Source organism: Pseudarthrobacter sp. NPDC055928, from assembly GCF_042270935.1.
Taxonomy (GTDB): domain Bacteria; phylum Actinomycetota; class Actinomycetes; order Actinomycetales; family Micrococcaceae; genus Arthrobacter.
Genome location: NZ_JBHJZH010000020.1, coordinates 69,258 through 85,990 on the forward strand (window position 1 = coordinate 69,258; position 16,733 = coordinate 85,990).

A 16,733-nucleotide genomic window follows, 5' to 3' on the forward strand; every position below is an offset into this window, starting at 1 on the left:
CCGGCCACTGCCTGCTGGGTCTATTGTGACTCTATGAGCTTCAATGACAACGTCCAGCTGGATCCTTCCCAGGTGCAGGACCGCCGTGGCAGAGGCCGCGGCGGCCTCATTGGCGGTGGAATCGGGGGTGGGTTGATCCTGCTTATTGCCGCTCTCCTGGGCGTTAACCCCCAACTGCTCGAAGGACTGACAGGCGGGGCGCAGGAGCCTCAAAGCCAGGGCACAGCGCCCGCCTGCGAGACGGGCGCCGACGCCGATGCCCGCCTCGACTGCCGTATCACGGGCACTGTCAACAGCCTTAATGCGTTCTGGCCGGCGTACCTCCAGGAATACAGTGTGCAGTATCCCCAGCCTGAGACCGTTATCTTCGACGACGCCGTCAGCACCGGCTGCGGTACGGCCTCCAGCGCGGTGGGACCCTTCTACTGCCCCACGGACACCACCGCCTACTTCGATCCTGGCTTCTTCCAGGACCTCGTGGACCGCTTCGGCTCCTCGGGTGGACCACTGGCCCAGGAGTATGTGGTGGCACACGAATTCGGACACCACATCCAGAATGTCCTGGGATACCTTGAACGCGCGCAGCAGGATCCTCAGGGCCCTGAATCGGGGGCCGTCCGCGTGGAGCTCCAAGCGGACTGCTATGCCGGCCTCTGGGTCAAGCACGCCTCAACCCAACCCGGCCCCGACGGCCAGCCTTTCCTTGAACCGATCACCCAGCAGGACCTGAATGACGCCCTGTCAGCGGCTTCGGCCGTGGGCGATGACCGGATCCAGGAGGCTGCCACTGGCCAAGTATCCCCGGAAGCGTGGACGCACGGTTCCAGCGAACAGCGGCAAAGGTGGTTCTACCAGGGCTACCAGACCGGCGACATCAACCAGTGCGACACGTTCTCGGCGCCCAGCCTCTGACCCTATCCATCGACTGCTCCGTAACCGCCGTTTTGGGTGCTCAAAAGGGCGCTGACGGAGCACTCGATGAACTAACGACGACGGCCGGTCACCTTCGGATGGAGGTAACCGGCCGTCGTCGTACTCTATGGCGGTGGGGATCTAGATGTTGAAGCCGAGGGCCCGCATCTGGTCCTTGCCGTCGTCAGTGATCCGTTCCGGACCCCATGGCGGCATCCAGACCCAGTTCAGGCGCCAGTCATCAACAATGCCGTCCAGTGCCTTGCCAACCTGCTCCTCGATGACATCGGTGAGCGGGCAGGCGGCCGTGGTGAGCGTCATGTCGATCAGCAGTGCGCCGTCGTCATCGGAGTACTTCAGGCCGTACAGCAGCCCAAGGTCAACGATGTTCACGCCGAGCTCGGGGTCGATGACGTCCTTGAGTGCCTCTTCGACATCCTCAAGACCCGTACGGGCCGTATTGGTTTCGGTCATGGCTGGTCCTTACTAGGCCTGTGCGGCTGCGGCGGCGATGGTGGCTGCGCCGGCGCCCTTGGCGTAGCGGTCGTAGCCTTCTTCTTCGAGGCGGTCGGCCAGTTCCGGGCCGCCCTCTTCGACAACCTGGCCGTCAACGAACACGTGGACGAAGTCAGGCTTGATGTAGCGCAGGATGCGCGTGTAGTGCGTGATGAGCAGCGTGCCCATGTTGCCTTCGGCGTGGGCGCGGTTGACGCCCTCGGAGACAACCTTCAGGGCGTCGACGTCCAGCCCGGAGTCGGTTTCGTCCAGGATGGCGAACTTCGGCTTGAAGAGTTCGAGCTGGAGGATCTCCACGCGCTTCTTCTCGCCGCCGGAGAAGCCTTCGTTGACGTTGCGCTGGGCGAAGTCAGCGTCGATGCGCAGCTTCTCCATGGCGTCCTTGACTTCCTTGGTCCAGGTGCGCAGCTTGGGCGCTTCGCCGTCAATGGCGGTCTTGGCGGTCCGCAGGAAGTTGGTCATGGAGACGCCCGGGACCTCGACGGGGTACTGCATGGCCAGGAAGACACCGGCACGGGCGCGCTCGTCGACGCTCATAGCGAGGACATCTTCGCCGTCGAGGGTGATCGAGCCACTGGTGACGTTGTAGCGCGGGTGCCCGGCGATGGTGGATGCCAGGGTGGATTTGCCGGAACCGTTGGGGCCCATGATGGCGTGGGTCTGGCCGGTCTTGATGGTCAGGCTGACGCCCTTCAGGATCTCCTTGGTGCCCTGCTCCGTGTCAATGCTGACGTGCAGGTCCTTGATCTCAAGAGTAGACATAGGTCTTGTTCTCCTTTGCACCGTGCCCTCCGGCGGCGGTGCGGTCTTTGTCTGGAAGTTTTTGTTCTGTTGCTTCGTATTGCTGCCGGCGGCGGATCTTGTCCGGCTGATGCTGCTAGCTGAAGTTCGGGGCTTCCGCTCCGTTGAGGACGTTGGTGAAGTCCACGTAGACCTCATCGCCAAGGACCTCGACGGCGAACACCGGGACGGGATCGTAGGCAGGCAGCTGCAGAGGTTCGCCGCTGCGTAGGTCGAACTGGGAGCCGTGGCCCCAGCACTCGATCATGCACCCTTCCACTTCGCCCTCCGACAGTGAGATGTCCGCGTGCGAGCAGGTGTCCCCGATGGCGTGGATTTCGCCCATGGAGTCCTTGACGATGGCTACGGGGTAGTCGTCGATCAGGATCCGCAGCGCCTGCTTGAGCTGGATTTCATCCACCTTGCAGACGAGCTCGCCCTTTGGCTGGTCAGTCATCTGTGTAGTACCGCGCCGTCTTTAGTTGTCCGTCAGCGCGAGTTCGCGCTCAACAGCGTCGGTGAGGCGCTCTTCGAGAGCCGGCACCTTGATCTGCTGGATGATTTCGTGCAGGAAGCCGCGGACCACCAGGCGGCGGGCAACATCCTCGGGGATGCCGCGGGCCATCAGGTAGAACAGGTGCTCGTCGTCCAGGCGGCCGGTGGCGCTGGCGTGGCCTGCGCCCTCGATCAGTCCGGTTTCGATTTCCAGGTTCGGCACCGAGTCGGCCCGTGCGCCCTCGGTCAGGAGCAGGTTGCGGTTTGCCTCGTAAGTGTCGGTGCCTTCTGCTTCCTTGCGGATCAGGACGTCACCCACCCAGACAGCGTGGGCATTCCGGCCCTGCAGCGCGCCCTTGTACAGCACGTTGGACTTGCAGTTTGCCACGGCGTGGTCAACGAAGAGGCGCTGCTCAAGGTGCTGGCCGGCGTCGGCGAAGTAAAGGCCGAACATTTCGGCTTCCCCGCCCGGGGCGGTGAAACGGGCCGACGGCGTGACGCGCACCAGGTCCCCGCCGAAGCTGACCATCACGTGCTTGAACTTGGCGTCACGGCCGATTTTCGCCTGCTGGGAGGAGGCGTGCACGGCGTCGTCGTTCCATTCCTGGAGCGTAACGACCGTCAGGCTTGCGCCGTCTTCGACAACAATTTCGACGTTCTCGGACACCACGGCGGAGCCCTGGTGATCCAGGATGACCAAGGACTTGGAGAACTTCTCGGCCACAATCACGATGTGCTGGGCAGCAGCTGCTGTGTCTTGGCCCGTGATGAGGACGTTGATGTCAGCGTCCGCCTCAAATTCAGACGGGATGGTGACAACCGTGGCTTCGCTGAAGTTCTCCCAGGCGTTGGCGGACACCCGGTCTTCCGGAATGCCGGCGGAGCCGATGCGCTTGTCGTCGCGGGCCACGGTTTCCACCGTCACCCGGTCCGGACCGGTGACAGTGACGGTGGGGGCTGCACCTGACAGGATCTCGTTGTGCAGGCCGCGCAGGCGCTTGAGCGGGGTGAACCGCCAGTCTTCCTCCAGGCCGGTGAGCGGCTTGAAGTCCGCCAGCTTGTAGGAAGTCAGGCGTCCGGCGCGTGAGCTGTCCGGGATGCCTACTCCGCCGCCGTGGGAGTGGCTCTTGACCGCTTCGCCGGCCAGCGGGGCCTTGGAGCCGGCCGCGTTGATCGGAGACAGGCTTTCGCCCTCTTCCGTGAAACCGTCGATAAACGGCTGGGATGAGGGCGCGCCGATGCGGGCCTTTTCAGTAGTGATTTCAGTCATCGTTATCCGACGGACCCTTCCATCTGCAGTTCAATCAGGCGGTTCAGCTCAAGTGCGTACTCCATCGGGAGTTCGCGGGCGATGGGCTCGATGAAGCCACGGACGATCATCGCCATGGCCTCGTCTTCGCGCATGCCGCGGGACATCAGGTAAAAGAGCTGCTCTTCGCTGACCCGGGAAACAGTTGCTTCATGGCCCATCACCACGTCATCCTCGCGGATGTCGATGTACGGGTAAGTATCCGACCGGCTGATGGTGTCCACCAGCAACGCGTCGCAGCGAACGGTGTTGGCCGAGTGCTTGGCGCCTTCGCGGACCTGGACCAGGCCACGGTAGGCAGCACGTCCGCCGCCGCGGGCCACGGATTTGGAAATGATGGAGCTCTTGGTATTCGGCGCGATGTGCACCATCTTCGATCCGGTGTCCTGGTGCTGGCCGGCGCCGGCGAAGGCGATGGACAGGGTTTCGCCCTTGGCGTGCTCGCCCACCAGGTAGACGGCCGGGTACTTCATGGTCACCTTGGAGCCGATGTTGCCGTCAACCCATTCCATCGTGGCGCCTTCTTCGCAGATGGCACGCTTGGTCACCAGGTTGTACACGTTGGTGGACCAGTTCTGGATAGTGGTGTAGCGGACGCGGGCGCCCTTCTTGACAATGATCTCCACCACGGCGGAGTGCAGCGAGTCCGAGGTGTAAATCGGTGCGGTGCAGCCTTCGATGTAGTGGACGTAGGAGTCCTCGTCGGCGATGATCAGGGTCCGCTCGAACTGGCCCATGTTTTCAGTGTTGATGCGGAAGTATGCCTGCAGGGGGATGTCTACGTGGACGCCCTTGGGGACGTATACGAAGGATCCGCCGGACCAGACGGCAGTGTTCAGTGAGGCGAACTTGTTGTCGCCCACGGGAATGACGGTGCCGAAGTACTCCTGGAAGATCTCCGGGTGCTCGCGCAGGGCGGTATCGGTGTCCAGGAAGATGACGCCCTGGGCTTCGAGGTCCTCGCGGATCTGGTGGTACACCACCTCGGACTCATACTGTGCGGCGACACCCGAGACGAGGCGGCTGCGCTCAGCTTCCGGGATGCCCAGCTTCTCGTACGTGTTCCGGATATCCTCGGGCAGGTCTTCCCACGTGGCGGCCTGCTTCTCAGTGGAGCGGACGAAGTACTTGATGTTGTCGAAGTCGATGCCGGAGAGGTCTGCACCCCAGGTGGGCATGGGCTTGCGGTCGAAGTACTTCAGCCCCTTGAGGCGAAGGTCCAGCATCCACTGCGGTTCACTCTTTTTGTCCGAAATATCACGGACTACTTCGTCGTTGATACCGCGGCGGGCGTTGGCGCCGACATCGTTCTTGTCGGACCAGCCGTACTCGTACGTGCCGATGCCGTGGAGCTCGGGATTCTTTTCCAGAATCTCCGAGATCACAGTGTCTTCGGCTACCGCTTTCTCTGATAGTTGGTCCGTCATCACGGCCTTTCTTGCTGATGGTTGGTTACTTCATCCAGGCTGGCGGGGGCTGTTTGCGGGACACTGGGTCCCCCGGCAGCCAGCCGGCCTGTGGGTATGTGGGTAGTGCAGACATGTCCGCCGCGCGCGAGTGTCGAGAGCCGGCGGACGTCAACGCCTACCAGCCGGGAGAACACTTCGGTTTCCACGTCGCAGAAGACCGGAAATTGAGCGGCGAGTTGCTGGATCGGGCAATGGCCCTGGCACAATTGGACGCTGGACAAGGCAGCCGGCAGCGGGGCTTTGGCCTCGATCGAGGCGGCGGAGGCTACGAAGCCGTCCCGGCTGAGCGCCTCGGCCAGTACCCGGGCCCGCGCAGTGATGTCCGGTCCGGCCTGCTCGATCTCCGGTGTGTAACGACGCTCCATTTCGGCAAAGCGTTCGACGGCGAATTGGCGGACGGCTTCTTCACCCGCCATCGCCTGGAGCTGCTTGAGCGCCAGCGTGGCGATGTCAAGGTAGTCGTTGCCCAGCGATGACTGCCCCTGGGAACTCAGGACATAGCGCCGCGCAGGGCGCCCGGCGCCGGAGCCCGCCTTCGCGACGCGCTTGACTTCAATGACGCCGCTGCGGGACAGATGGTCCAGGTGGCGGCGGACGGCTGCCGGGGTGAAGCCGAGGAGGTCGCCAAGTTCCGCTGCACTGACGGGGCCGTGTTCCAGGACTGCGCTGAGGACGCGGTCGCGGGTGCGCTCGTCTGCGTCCGCCACCGGCAAGGCAGCGACGTGGCCGCGGTCAGCGGGGGCACTTGGCGCCCGATGCCCGCCAAAAGGCACAGCAGTAGCACTGGTCATGGAATACACAACACAATCATGTCGTAATTTACTCCCCCGTTCCAGTAAGGTGAGGCTGGCCTGCGCTGCTGCCGGGATCGTCGCAACGAGTACTACATCCCGTAGAATGCTGGGGTGCGTTCCCCCAAATCCCCGGTTCTGTCCATCAGCGGGTTAATTAAGGATGTTGGTCCGCTGGCCACCCTGGACGGGAAGATGCTCCGGGTGGTGAGCGGCGTCTCCCTTGTCGCCGAACGGGGGGAGGTCACGGCCCTCCTCGGTGCCAACGGCGCCGGTAAAACCACCACCATTGAATGTGCCCAGGGCTTACAGGTGCGCAGTGGCGGAACGATCTCCCTGCTGGGCCACGATCCTGCCCAGGCAGGCGCAAACCTTCGCGCCCGCGTAGGTGTGATGCTCCAGGACGGCGGCCTCCCGCCGTCGGCCCGTCCCATCCCGCTGCTGCGGCACATCGCCGGCATGTATGCCCAGCCCCGCCCGGTGGACGATCTGGTAGAGCGGCTGGGCATCGACACGTTCAGCAGGGCATCGGTCCGCCGGCTCTCCGGGGGACAAAAGCAGAGGCTGGCCCTGGCCGCGGCGCTGATCGGCAACCCTGAGGTCCTCTTCCTAGATGAGCCCAGCGCAGGCCTGGATCCACAGTCACGGCAGTTGGTCTTTGAACTCATTGCCGAGCTGCGGGACGCCGGGATGGGCATCATCCTCACCACGCACCTCATGGATGACGCGCAGCGGCTGGCCGACTACGTCTATATCATCGACGCCGGCCGGAACGTTGCCGAAGGGACCGTGGCGCAACTCCTCCAGCGGGACCCCGTCGTGGAGGCGGGCGCCGAGCACATCCGGACACTTTTCTTTGAGGCTCCTGCGGGATTGGACCTCGCCGGCGTGCTCCCGGCGGCCATTGCCGTCAGCGAGACCCGTGCCGGCAGCTATGTCGCCACCGGACCACTCACACCCGAAGACCTTGCGTCGCTTGCCTCATGGTGGGCAGCCCACGGCGTTATGCCCGGCTCACTCAGCCTCGAAGCACGCAGCCTCGAAGACGTCTTCCTGGACATCTCGGGAAAGGACATCCGATGACAGTTCCTTCCATGGCTCCCCCGGCCCAGGCACCTGCGCCGCTGCTTCGGCGCATCCTGTTGCAGGGCAAGTATGAATCGCTGGCCATGCTCCGGAACGGCGAGCAACTGATCCTGGCCGTCGTCCTGCCCCTGCTCGCCTTGGTGGGCCTGACGGTGACTCCCCTCTTGGACGGACTCGGCGGGAGCCGCGTCAACGTTGCAGTCCCCGGAATCCTGGCGCTGTGCGCCATGTCTACGGCCTTCACCGGACAAGGCATCGCCACCGGCTTTGACCGCCGGTACGGCGTGCTGCGCTTCCTCTCCACCACCCCGTTGGGCCGCACCGGACTTATTGCCGGCAAGGTACTGGCCGTGCTGGCTGTACTTGCCCTCCAGATTGCCGTGATCACGGCCGTGGCACTTCCCCTTGGCTGGAGCCCGCCGGCAGCAGGCTGGCTGCCCGGCCTTGCGCTGCTGGTCCTGGGCGCCGCGGCTTTTACCGCCCTTGGCCTCCTGGTGGCGGGTACCGTTCGGCCGGAGGCCACTCTGGCGATCACCAACCTGCTGTGGATCCTGCTCGGCGCGTTGGGAGGCATCGTCATTCCTGCGGAACGGCTGCCCGCCCCCGCGCAGGGGATAGTTCACTATCTGCCTTCGGGCGCACTTGGGGAGGCCTTGCGCGAGGCCTTCCTGCTCGGCACTGTAGATGGCGGTGCCGCCCTTATCCTGTTGGTCTGGACAGTTCTTGCCGGAGCAGCAGCCATCCGTTGGTTCAAGTGGAATTGAGATATCCGTGAGCACGGCTTCACGCCTCCCGCAGTTCGCCGGACGCCTGGCGTCCCGGCTGCCCCGTACCGTTGATGCCCGGGTCCGGCGCCTGGCAGTGGCGTCCCTGATCGGACAGACGGCCCTGGTTGTCACAGGCGGCGCCGTTCGGCTGACGGCGTCGGGGCTCGGTTGCCCCACCTGGCCGCGCTGTACAGACACCTCCCTGGTCAACACACCGGAAATGGGAATCCACGGGTTCATCGAATTCGGCAACAGGCTGCTGACTTTCGCCCTCGCCGCCGTCGCAGTCCTGATGCTGGTGTACTTGTGGAACCTGCGCAAGGAACGCCGCGACCTCTTCCTGCTGGCGCTGGGCCTGCTGGCCAGCATTCCAGCGCAGGCTGTGATCGGCGGCATTACCGTGCTGACCAACCTCAACCCCTGGGTGGTGGGACTGCACTTCCTTGTGTCCATGGCGCTGGTGGTAATTGCCACACTGCTCGTCAACCGGGCTTACGGGCGGACCGGCCGGTTTGCCACTCGCTCCCTGCCCGCATTGCCGGGCGTCTTACGCCCGGTGAGCGCCGCCGTCGCGCTTTTCTCTGCAATGGCCGTGATGCTTGGAGTAGTGGTCACGGGTGCCGGCCCCCACGCGGGTGATGCAGACGCGCCGCGAAACGGCCTCGACTGGGACCTGTTCTCCCACATCCACGCGGTTCCGGCCTACCTAATCACCGCCGGAACGCTCTTCGCGCTCGTCGTGGTCCTCATGCGCCGGATTCCCGGTCCCTTCCGGACATCGGTGATCCTGCTCCTGGCGGTGACGCTGCTGCAGGCCGTGATCGGTTTTACGCAGTACTACAACGGCATTCCGGCGCTGCTGGTGGGGACGCACATGCTCGGGGCGGCACTGCTGATGAGTGCGGCAACCAACGCCGCCGACATCGCCCGTTCCAGCCCTGTGACGTAGTCGGGCACCACGGCTAAACCCGCGTTCCCAACCATGAGGCGCCCTGGTTCCTACGAGCCGGGGCGCCTTCGGTTTACGGGTCGCTCTCTGATTTCCTGGCTGAACGTACGACGGCGTCACGCCAGACAGTCTTTTGGCCCACCATAGGTGCCGCTCCCCCGCAATGCCGGGACGCCCCGTTGTTCACTCCTCAAAAGCGTGCATTGCGTGACGCCCGCCGGCCTCTGGGTCCTCCCGTATGGGCACCCACAACAGCTTGGCTGATACATAGGAACACTCCCGCGTCCTGAACCACACCAAAAACCCTCCCTCACCGGCAGTGAGAGAGGGTGCTGGAATTTCCTGCAGGAAGTGAGAGAGGGTCCTGGTAATCAGCCGGCCATCACTGCCGGGCCGACGAACGGGTCCACCGCCAGGGCGATGAATAGCAGCGTCAGGTAGCTGATGGAACCGTGGAAGACCTTCATGGCGCGCTTGTCCGAGATGTCCTCCCGCTGCGCCCGGTTGTACAGGGAGTGTGACTCGTACAGGAACCAGGCACCGGCAAGGACCGCCGTAGCTGTGTAGACCCAGCCTGCGCCGCCGGCCGGAACCATCAGCAGGGAGCAGACAACCATGGCCCAGGCGTAGAGGACCACCTGGACCGAAACCACCTTGGCGCCGGCGATGGCGCCAAGCATGGGGACGTTGGCGTTGCGGTAGTCCTCGCCGTAGCGCATGGACAGCGGCCAGTAGTGCGGCGGCGTCCAGAGGAAGATCACCATGAACAGGATGACGGCCGGCCACTCCACGGAGTTGGTCACAGCGGCCCAGGCGATCAGTACCGGGAAGCAGCCCGCGGCCCCGCCCCACACAATGTTCTGTGCCGTGCGGCGCTTGAGGATGATGGTGTAGATGACCACGTAGAAGAAGATGGCGCCCAGGCCAAGCCAGGCGGCCAGCGGGTTGGCGCCGAACCATAGGATCGCAATGGCGGCAGCCCCAAGGAGCCACGAGAAAATGAGGGCCTCGCGGGGCGTGACCTCGCCCGTGACGAGCGGCCGGTTTTCGGTTCGGTGCATCAGCTTATCGATGTCGCGGTCGATGTAGCAGTTGAACGCCCCTGCGCTGCCGGCCGCGAATGCACCGCCGACGAGCGTGGCCAGGATCAGGCCTATGGAGGGGAAGCCGCGTTCGGCGTAGATCATGGTGGGCAGCGTGCTGACCAGCAGCAGTTCGATGACGCGTGGCTTGGTGAGCGCCAGATACGCCTTGGCTTTGCGGGCCAGCCCGGTTCCCCCTCGGGAGCGGGAAGCGTTCAGCGGCGTATCGGTTGTGCTCACGGTGGCGGTCACCCGTTCTGTTTGGCAAGTCTGTCTGGCGGTGCAGCTGTCGGTGCGGCCGATATCCGGGCAGCCCGCCAATGGTCATCAGAAGAAAGTCCCGGCAACACCCTTTGGACCGCCGTGAACCCCTTAAGGAGCACGGCCACCCGGCGTCAGCCTCCAAATATCATACCGTGCGCATTTGTAACAGAAGCCCCGTCAATAGGCCCTGATGATCGCTCGCAGGCCGATTCGAGCAGATTAACTCAACCTCACGGAATGGTGATTCACATAAGGGGAAATTGCGTCCAAAACGTGAGATTTGGGCCTCCCAAAGGATGGAATAGAGCTAAGCTGTCACCAGATCAGCACGCAGAGAAGAAGCGGTGGAAACCGCATTCCCAGATCCGACATGTGGCTGAGTGATAGATCAACGTTTCGACGGTGAACGGCTGGTACACACCAAAGCGGGCACCCCAGCGTGCCTCCGTACGGACCCCGTGTACCGCCCGCCGTCAGCACTAGAGAGGGGCCCGGTTTTCGTGCCACATTTTGAAGAGCAAGAACTGTCTTGGACCAGCCTGGACCAGCGCGCGGTGGACACCGTCCGCGTTTTGGCCGCAGATGCCGTGGAGAAGGTTGGCAACGGCCACCCGGGCACGGCCATGAGCCTGGCGCCTGCCGCCTACCTTCTCTTCCAGAAGCTGATGCGCCACGATCCCCGGAACCCTGACTGGATCGGCCGCGACCGTTTCATCCTGTCCCCGGGCCACACGTCCCTGACGCTGTACATCCAGCTGTTCCTCTCCGGCTACGGCCTGGAGCTGAAGGACCTTGAGGCCCTCCGCACCTGGGGCTCCCTGACGCCGGGCCACCCCGAGTACAAGCACACCGCCGGTGTGGAAATCACCACCGGCCCGCTAGGTCAGGGCCTGGCGTCCTCCGTAGGCTTCGCCTACTCCCAGCGCCGCCAACGCGGCCTGTTCGACGCCGATGCTCCCGCCGGCGAGAGCCCGTTCGACCACACCATCTGGGTCATCGCGTCCGACGGCGACCTCCAGGAAGGCGTCACGGCCGAGGCTTCCTCGCTGGCCGGCCACCAGGAACTCGGCAACCTCGTTGTTGTCTACGATGAGAACCACATCTCCATCGAAGACGACACCGACATCTCCTTCACCGAAGACGTCCTCAAGCGCTACGAGGCCTACGGCTGGCACACCCAGCGCGTGGACTGGACCAAGACCGGCGAGTACGTCGAAGACGTGCAGGAGCTGTACTCTGCGCTGCTCGCCGCCAAGGCCGAAACCTCCAAGCCCTCCATCATTTCGCTGCGCACCATCATCGGGTACCCGGCACCGAAGAAGCAGAACACCGGCAAGATCCACGGCTCCGCACTGGGCGCCGAGGAAGTTGCGGCCCTGAAGGAAGTACTGGGCTTCGACCCCGCCAAGTCCTTCGATGTCGACCAGGACGTCCTGGCCCACGCCCGTTCCGTGGTTGACCGCGGTGCAGCTGCCCGCAAGGAATGGGAAGAGTCCTTCAACGCCTGGCAGGCAGCCAACCCGGAGAACGCCGAACTGCTGCAGCGCATCGAAGCCCGCGAACTGCCCGAGGGCCTGGACGCCGCACTTCCGGTCTTCCCGGCCGGCAAGGACGTCTCCACCCGCGCCGCGTCCGGCAAGGTGCTCAACGCACTGGGCCCGGTCTTGCCGGAACTCTGGGGCGGCTCCGCCGACCTCGCCGAGTCCAACAACACCACCATCGAAGGTTCGCCGTCGTTCGTGCCTGCCTCCAAGCAGACCGACGCCTGGTCCGGCAACCCCTACGGCCGTGTGCTGCACTTCGGTATCCGTGAGCACGCCGCCGCCTCGATCGTGAACGGCATCGCCCTGCACGGCAACACCCGCGCATTCTCCGGAACGTTCCTGATCTTCTCCGACTACCAGCGGCCCGCCATCCGGCTCGGCGCCCTCATGGGTGTCCCGTCGCTGTACGTATGGACCCACGACTCCATCGGCCTGGGCGAAGACGGCCCCACCCACCAGCCGGTGGAACAGCTGGCCTCCCTGCGCGCCATCGTGGGCCTGGACGTTGTCCGCCCCGGTGACGCCAACGAGGTCGCTGCGGCATGGAAGACCATGCTGGAGAACCACGAAAACCCGGCCGGCATCGTGTTGACCCGCCAGAACATCCCTACCTACGCCCGCGGTGAAAGCGAAGCCGACGGCGACACGTTCGGTTCCGTAGCCGGCGTCGCCAAGGGAGGGTACGTCCTTGCCGAAGCATCCAAGGACGGCGCCACTGTTCCTGCCGACGTCATCCTCATCGGCACCGGCTCCGAGGTCCAGCTGGCCGTACAGGCTCGCGAAGCGCTCCAGGCCGAAGGTATCGCCGCCCGCGTTGTCTCCATGCCGTGCGTTGAGTGGTTCAACAAGCAGGACGCCGCCTACCGCGAGTCCGTGCTCCCCGCCGCCGTCAAGGCCCGGGTATCCGTCGAAGCCGGTCTGGCCCTGGGCTGGAGGGAGTTCGTCGGCGACGCCGGCCGCTCCATCAGCCTCGAGCACTACGGCGCTTCCGCTGACTACAAGCGCCTTTTCCAGGAGTTCGGCATCACTGCGGAGGCTGTCGCCGCCGCCGCCAAGGACTCCCTCGCTGGCCTGCAGGCCTGAACCCTAATCCAGGAGATACAAAAAATGACTACCCCCACTCAGCAGCTCTCCGACGCCGGAGTCTCCATCTGGCTCGATGACCTTTCCCGCAGCCGCCTCGAAACCGGCACACTGCGCAAGCTCATCGAAGAGAAGAACGTTGTTGGTGTCACCACCAACCCGTCGATCTTCCACGCCGCGATCACTGCCGGCACGGACTACGACGCCACCATTGCGGCCCAGGCCGCTGCCGGCGCCAGCGTCGAAGACACCATCTTCGAGATCACCACCACCGACGTCGCCGACGCCTGCGACCTGTTCGCTCCGGTCGCCGCCGCTACCAAGGGCGTTGACGGCCGCGTGTCCATCGAAGTCGATCCTCGCCTTGCCTGGGACACCGCCGGCACCATCGCCGAAGCGAAGCACCTGTACAAGAAGGTCAACAAGGACAACGTCCTCATCAAGATCCCGGCAACGCTCGAGGGCCTGGAAGCCATCACCGCCACCCTCGCCGAAGGTATCAGCGTCAACGTGACCCTGATCTTCTCGCTGGAGCGCTACCGCGCCGTCATCAACGCCTTCCAGTCCGGCCTGGAGCAGGCCAAGGAAAACGGCCACGACCTCTCCAAGATCCACTCGGTCGCGTCGTTCTTCGTTTCCCGCGTGGACTCCGAAATTGACAAGCGCCTTGACGCCATCGGCACCGACGAAGCCAAGGCACTCAAGGGCAAGGCCGGCGTCGCCAACGCCCGCTTGGCCTACCAGGTCTACGAAGAACTCTTCGCCACCGAGCGCTGGGCCCTGCTGGCCGAAGCCGGCGCCCTCCCCCAGCGCCCGCTGTGGGCCTCCACCGGCGTCAAGGACCCGGCGTACCCGGACACCCTCTACGTCACCGAGCTCGTTGCCCCCGGCGTTGTCAACACCATGCCGGAGAAGACCCTCGACGCCACGTTCGACCACGGCGTCGTCACCGGCGACACCGTTTCCGGGACGTACGCCGAGGCCAATGCCACGCTCGACGCACTGGACGCCCTGGGCATCTCCTACAACGACGTCGTCGCGATCCTCGAATCCGAAGGCCTTGACAAGTTCGTGGCCAGCTGGAAGGAACTGCTGGCCGACGTCGAGGGCGCCCTCGCCTCTGCACGGAAGGCTTCCTAACCCACTATGAGCACACTCAGCTACGACGCCACCGGTGCCGCCCAACAGGCACTCGAGCAGCACCTCCCGACCCTCGTCGAGGACCGTATTGCCACCCGGATCTTCGCCAAGGACCACACGCTGTGGGGTCCCGACGCCGAAGCAGAGTCGGCTGTCCGCCTCGGCTGGGTTGAGGCGGCCACCGTCTCCCAGCCGCTGGTTGCGGACATTTTGGAACTCCGCGACGCCCTGAAGGCAGAAGGCGTGACCCGGATCGTGCTTTGCGGCATGGGCGGATCATCGCTCGCACCGGAAGTCATCGCGGGCACCGCTGGCGTCGAGCTGACTGTGCTGGACAGCACGGACCCGGACCAGGTCCGTGTTGCCCTGGCGGACCGGCTGGACGAGACCGCCATTGTGGTCTCGTCCAAGTCCGGTTCCACGCTGGAAACCGACTCCCAGCGCAGGATCTTCGAGCACGCCTTCACCGAGGCCGGACTCGATGCGAAGAGCCGGGTCATCATTGTTACCGATCCAGGTTCCCCGCTGGATAAGGCGTCCCGCGAGGCCGGTTACCGCGCTGTTTTCAACGCCGACCCCAACGTGGGCGGCCGCTATTCGGCCCTCACCGCCTTCGGCCTGGTCCCGTCCGGCCTGGCCGGCGTTGACATCCAGGCCTTCCTGGATGAGGCCGAGGAAGCCGCCGAGATCCTCAATGACGACGCCGCCGAGAACATCGGCCTGGCGCTCGGGACGGCCCTCGGCGGAACCAGCCCGCTGCGTAACAAGATTGTCATCGCAGAGGACGGATCCGGGATTGTGGGCTTTGCGGACTGGGCCGAACAGCTCATCGCGGAATCCACCGGAAAGCTCGGCACCGGCGTCCTGCCCGTAGTCGCCGGTCCCGCGTCACCGGAGGTCACCTCCGGTGCGGCCGACGTCCTCGTGGTGCGGCTGGTAGCCGCGGATGCCGACGTCGAGCTCGGTGAAAACGAAGTGGCCATTGCAGGTGGCCTGGCCACCCAGATGATGGTGTGGGAGTTCGCCACTGCCGTGGCGGGGCGCCTTCTGGGCATCAACCCGTTCGACCAGCCCGACGTGGAAGCCGCCAAGGTTGCCGCGCGGGGTCTGCTGGACGCCCAGCCCGAACCCACGCCTGCGGCTTTTGTCGACGGCGCCATCGAGGTCCGCGGCGGAGACTGGCTGGGCTCTGCGGCAACCGCTGAAGAATCCGTCCGTGCGCTGCTGGGAACCCTGGAGGCCGACAGCTACCTTAGTGTCCAGGCCTACTTCGATCGGCTGGCCTTTGCGCAGCTCGAGGGCGTCAGGGACGAACTCGCGGCAGCCAGCGGCCGTCCGGTGACTTTTGGCTGGGGTCCCCGCTTCCTGCACTCCACGGGCCAGTTCCACAAGGGCGGCCCCGCCATCGGGGTCTTCCTCCAGGTCACCGCAGCTCCCACAGAGGACCTGTCCATCCCGGATCGTCCCTTCACGTTCGGGGAACTGATTGCTGCGCAGGCCGCGGGCGATGCCCAGGTCCTGGGTGAGCACGGACGGCCTGTGCTGCGCCTGCACCTGACTGATCGGGCTGCCGGTGTGGCGCAGCTGCAGGACATCGTCGCTGCGCTGTCCGCCCGGTCAGCCTCCGTTACCGAAAGCTAAGGTACAAAAGCAACCATGCCAGAAACTGAATACGGCAGGACCTCCGGGTCGCGTGCCGGAAAATCAGGGCGCAATCCGCTCCGGGATCCGCGTGATCGTCGTTTGAATAGGATTGCTGGTCCGTCGTCGTTGGTGCTTTTTGGGGTGACTGGTGATCTTGCGCGTAAGAAGCTGATGCCGGCTGTGTATGACCTGGCGAACCGGGGGTTGTTGCCGCCGAGTTTCGCGTTGGTGGGTTTTGGGCGGCGGGCGTGGAGTGATGGGGAGTTCGCTGCTGAGGTGAAGTCCTCGGTGCAGGCTTATGCGCGGACGCCGTTTGATGAGGCGGTGTGGAACCAGTTGTCCGAGGGTGTCCGGTTTGTCCAGGGCGAGTTTGATGATGATGACGCGTTTGAGCGTCTGGGTGACACGATTGCGTTGTTGGATGAGGAGCGTGGGACGCGGGGTAATCATGCGTTTTACCTCTCGATCCCGCCGAAGGCCTTTGAGCAGGTCTGCCGTCAGTTGTCCAAGCATGGCCTGGCGCAGGCTGATGGGGAGAAGTGGCGGCGGGTGGTGATCGAGAAGCCGTTCGGGCATGACCTGGAGTCGGCGCGGGCGTTGAATGACATTGTGGAGTCGGTGTTCCCGCCGGATGCGGTGTTCCGGATTGATCATTATCTGGGGAAGGAGACGGTGCAGAACATCCTGGCGTTGCGTTTCGCGAACCAGTTGTTCGAGCCGTTGTGGAACGCGAATTATGTGGACCATGTCCAGATCACGATGGCTGAGGACATCGGCACCGGTGGCCGGGCGGGGTATTACGACGGTGTGGGTGCTGCGCGGGATGTGATCCAGAACCATCTGTTGCAGTTGTTGGCGCTGACGGCGATGGAGGAGCCCATTTCGTTTAATGCCGATGATTT

15 protein-coding genes are annotated in these 16,733 nt (G+C 64.4%); 8 read left to right on the top strand and 7 right to left on the bottom strand.

The genetic code is table 11. The features are described from left to right. The first annotated feature begins 33 nt into the window (after positions 1–33). Positions 34–912: a neutral zinc metallopeptidase gene (locus tag ACFC25_RS20100; RefSeq protein WP_376048433.1), complete on the top strand. Its 879-nt coding sequence runs from the start codon at positions 34–36 to the stop codon at positions 910–912. 141 nt (positions 913–1,053) lie between these two features. On the opposite strand, the gene ACFC25_RS20105 is transcribed toward ACFC25_RS20100, so the two are convergent. The 6 genes from ACFC25_RS20105 to ACFC25_RS20130 all read right to left on the bottom strand — a co-directional run bounded on the left by ACFC25_RS20105 (position 1,054) and on the right by ACFC25_RS20130 (position 6,272). Continuing rightward, positions 1,054–1,386 (bottom strand): metal-sulfur cluster assembly factor, encoded by a 333-nt coding sequence (locus ACFC25_RS20105; protein ID WP_337348327.1) that lies wholly within the window; start codon positions 1,384–1,386, stop codon positions 1,054–1,056. A 12-nt stretch (positions 1,387–1,398) separates the two neighbouring features. Beyond that, positions 1,399–2,190, bottom strand: coding sequence for a Fe-S cluster assembly ATPase SufC (gene sufC, locus ACFC25_RS20110; protein WP_337348328.1), 792 nt, complete (start codon positions 2,188–2,190; stop codon positions 1,399–1,401). A 115-nt stretch (positions 2,191–2,305) separates the two neighbouring features. Next, a complete protein-coding gene (locus ACFC25_RS20115; RefSeq protein WP_337348329.1) occupies positions 2,306–2,665 on the bottom strand; it encodes a non-heme iron oxygenase ferredoxin subunit in 360 nt (119 codons plus the stop codon). Positions 2,666–2,686: 21 nt separating this feature from the next. After that, complete coding sequence (gene sufD / locus ACFC25_RS20120; protein ID WP_376048438.1) at positions 2,687–3,973, bottom strand: Fe-S cluster assembly protein SufD; 1,287 nt, start codon at positions 3,971–3,973, stop codon at positions 2,687–2,689. A gap of 2 nt (positions 3,974–3,975) precedes the next feature. After that, entirely contained in the window at positions 3,976–5,439 is a 1,464-nt protein-coding gene (gene sufB, locus ACFC25_RS20125; protein ID WP_337348331.1) for a Fe-S cluster assembly protein SufB, read from the bottom strand. Continuing rightward, entirely contained in the window at positions 5,439–6,272 is an 834-nt protein-coding gene (locus ACFC25_RS20130) for a helix-turn-helix domain-containing protein (protein WP_337348332.1), read from the bottom strand. Before ACFC25_RS20130 ends, sufB begins: the two co-directional genes overlap by 1 nt. 114 nt (positions 6,273–6,386) lie before the next feature. Between ACFC25_RS20130 and ACFC25_RS20135 the strand changes: the two genes are divergently transcribed. The 3 genes from ACFC25_RS20135 to ACFC25_RS20145 are packed head-to-tail and all read left to right on the top strand — an operon-like array spanning position 6,387 to position 9,074. After that, positions 6,387–7,355 carry an ABC transporter ATP-binding protein gene (locus ACFC25_RS20135; RefSeq protein ID WP_376048442.1) on the top strand — a complete coding sequence of 323 codons (969 nt, stop codon included), beginning with the start codon at positions 6,387–6,389 and terminating at the stop codon, positions 7,353–7,355. After that, a complete protein-coding gene (locus tag ACFC25_RS20140) occupies positions 7,352–8,122 on the top strand; it encodes an ABC transporter permease (protein WP_337348334.1) in 771 nt (256 codons plus the stop codon). Before ACFC25_RS20135 ends, ACFC25_RS20140 begins: the two co-directional genes overlap by 4 nt. A gap of 7 nt (positions 8,123–8,129) precedes the next feature. Beyond that, a complete protein-coding gene (locus ACFC25_RS20145) occupies positions 8,130–9,074 on the top strand; it encodes a COX15/CtaA family protein (RefSeq protein ID WP_337351253.1) in 945 nt (314 codons plus the stop codon). A 371-nt stretch (positions 9,075–9,445) separates the two neighbouring features. On the opposite strand, the gene ACFC25_RS20150 is transcribed toward ACFC25_RS20145, so the two are convergent. Next, positions 9,446–10,408, bottom strand: coding sequence for a heme o synthase (locus ACFC25_RS20150; RefSeq protein WP_376048444.1), 963 nt, complete (start codon positions 10,406–10,408; stop codon positions 9,446–9,448). 512 nt (positions 10,409–10,920) lie between these two features. On the opposite strand from ACFC25_RS20150, the gene tkt reads away from it, so the two are divergent. The 4 genes from tkt to ACFC25_RS20170 form a co-directional block, all read left to right on the top strand. Beyond that, positions 10,921–13,047 carry a transketolase gene (tkt, locus tag ACFC25_RS20155; protein WP_376048446.1) on the top strand — a complete coding sequence of 709 codons (2,127 nt, stop codon included), beginning with the start codon at positions 10,921–10,923 and terminating at the stop codon, positions 13,045–13,047. 24 nt (positions 13,048–13,071) lie between these two features. Continuing rightward, positions 13,072–14,187, top strand: a complete 1,116-nt coding sequence (tal, locus tag ACFC25_RS20160) for a transaldolase (protein ID WP_337351255.1) — start codon at positions 13,072–13,074, stop codon at positions 14,185–14,187. 6 nt (positions 14,188–14,193) lie between these two features. Further along, the gene (locus tag ACFC25_RS20165; protein ID WP_376048449.1) at positions 14,194–15,828 is read left to right on the top strand and encodes a glucose-6-phosphate isomerase; all 1,635 of its coding nucleotides are present in this window, start codon (positions 14,194–14,196) and stop codon (positions 15,826–15,828) included. Positions 15,829–15,843: 15 nt separating this feature from the next. Continuing rightward, positions 15,844–16,733, top strand: an 890-nt coding sequence (locus ACFC25_RS20170) for a glucose-6-phosphate dehydrogenase (RefSeq protein ID WP_376048452.1), incomplete at its 3' end; no start/stop codon positions are given.

Coding starts and splice junctions, on each gene's coding strand:
- ACFC25_RS20100 (WP_376048433.1), top strand. CDS start 34: ATGAGCTTCAATGACAACGTCCAGCTGGATCCTTCCCAGGTGCAGGAC.
- ACFC25_RS20105 (WP_337348327.1), bottom strand. CDS start 1,386: ATGACCGAAACCAATACGGCCCGTACGGGTCTTGAGGATGTCGAAGAG.
- sufC (WP_337348328.1), bottom strand. CDS start 2,190: ATGTCTACTCTTGAGATCAAGGACCTGCACGTCAGCATTGACACGGAG.
- ACFC25_RS20115 (WP_337348329.1), bottom strand. CDS start 2,665: ATGACTGACCAGCCAAAGGGCGAGCTCGTCTGCAAGGTGGATGAAATC.
- sufD (WP_376048438.1), bottom strand. CDS start 3,973: ATGACTGAAATCACTACTGAAAAGGCCCGCATCGGCGCGCCCTCATCC.
- sufB (WP_337348331.1), bottom strand. CDS start 5,439: ATGACGGACCAACTATCAGAGAAAGCGGTAGCCGAAGACACTGTGATC.
- ACFC25_RS20130 (WP_337348332.1), bottom strand. CDS start 6,272: ATGACCAGTGCTACTGCTGTGCCTTTTGGCGGGCATCGGGCGCCAAGT.
- ACFC25_RS20140 (WP_337348334.1), top strand. CDS start 7,352: ATGACAGTTCCTTCCATGGCTCCCCCGGCCCAGGCACCTGCGCCGCTG.
- tal (WP_337351255.1), top strand. CDS start 13,072: ATGACTACCCCCACTCAGCAGCTCTCCGACGCCGGAGTCTCCATCTGG.
- ACFC25_RS20165 (WP_376048449.1), top strand. CDS start 14,194: ATGAGCACACTCAGCTACGACGCCACCGGTGCCGCCCAACAGGCACTC.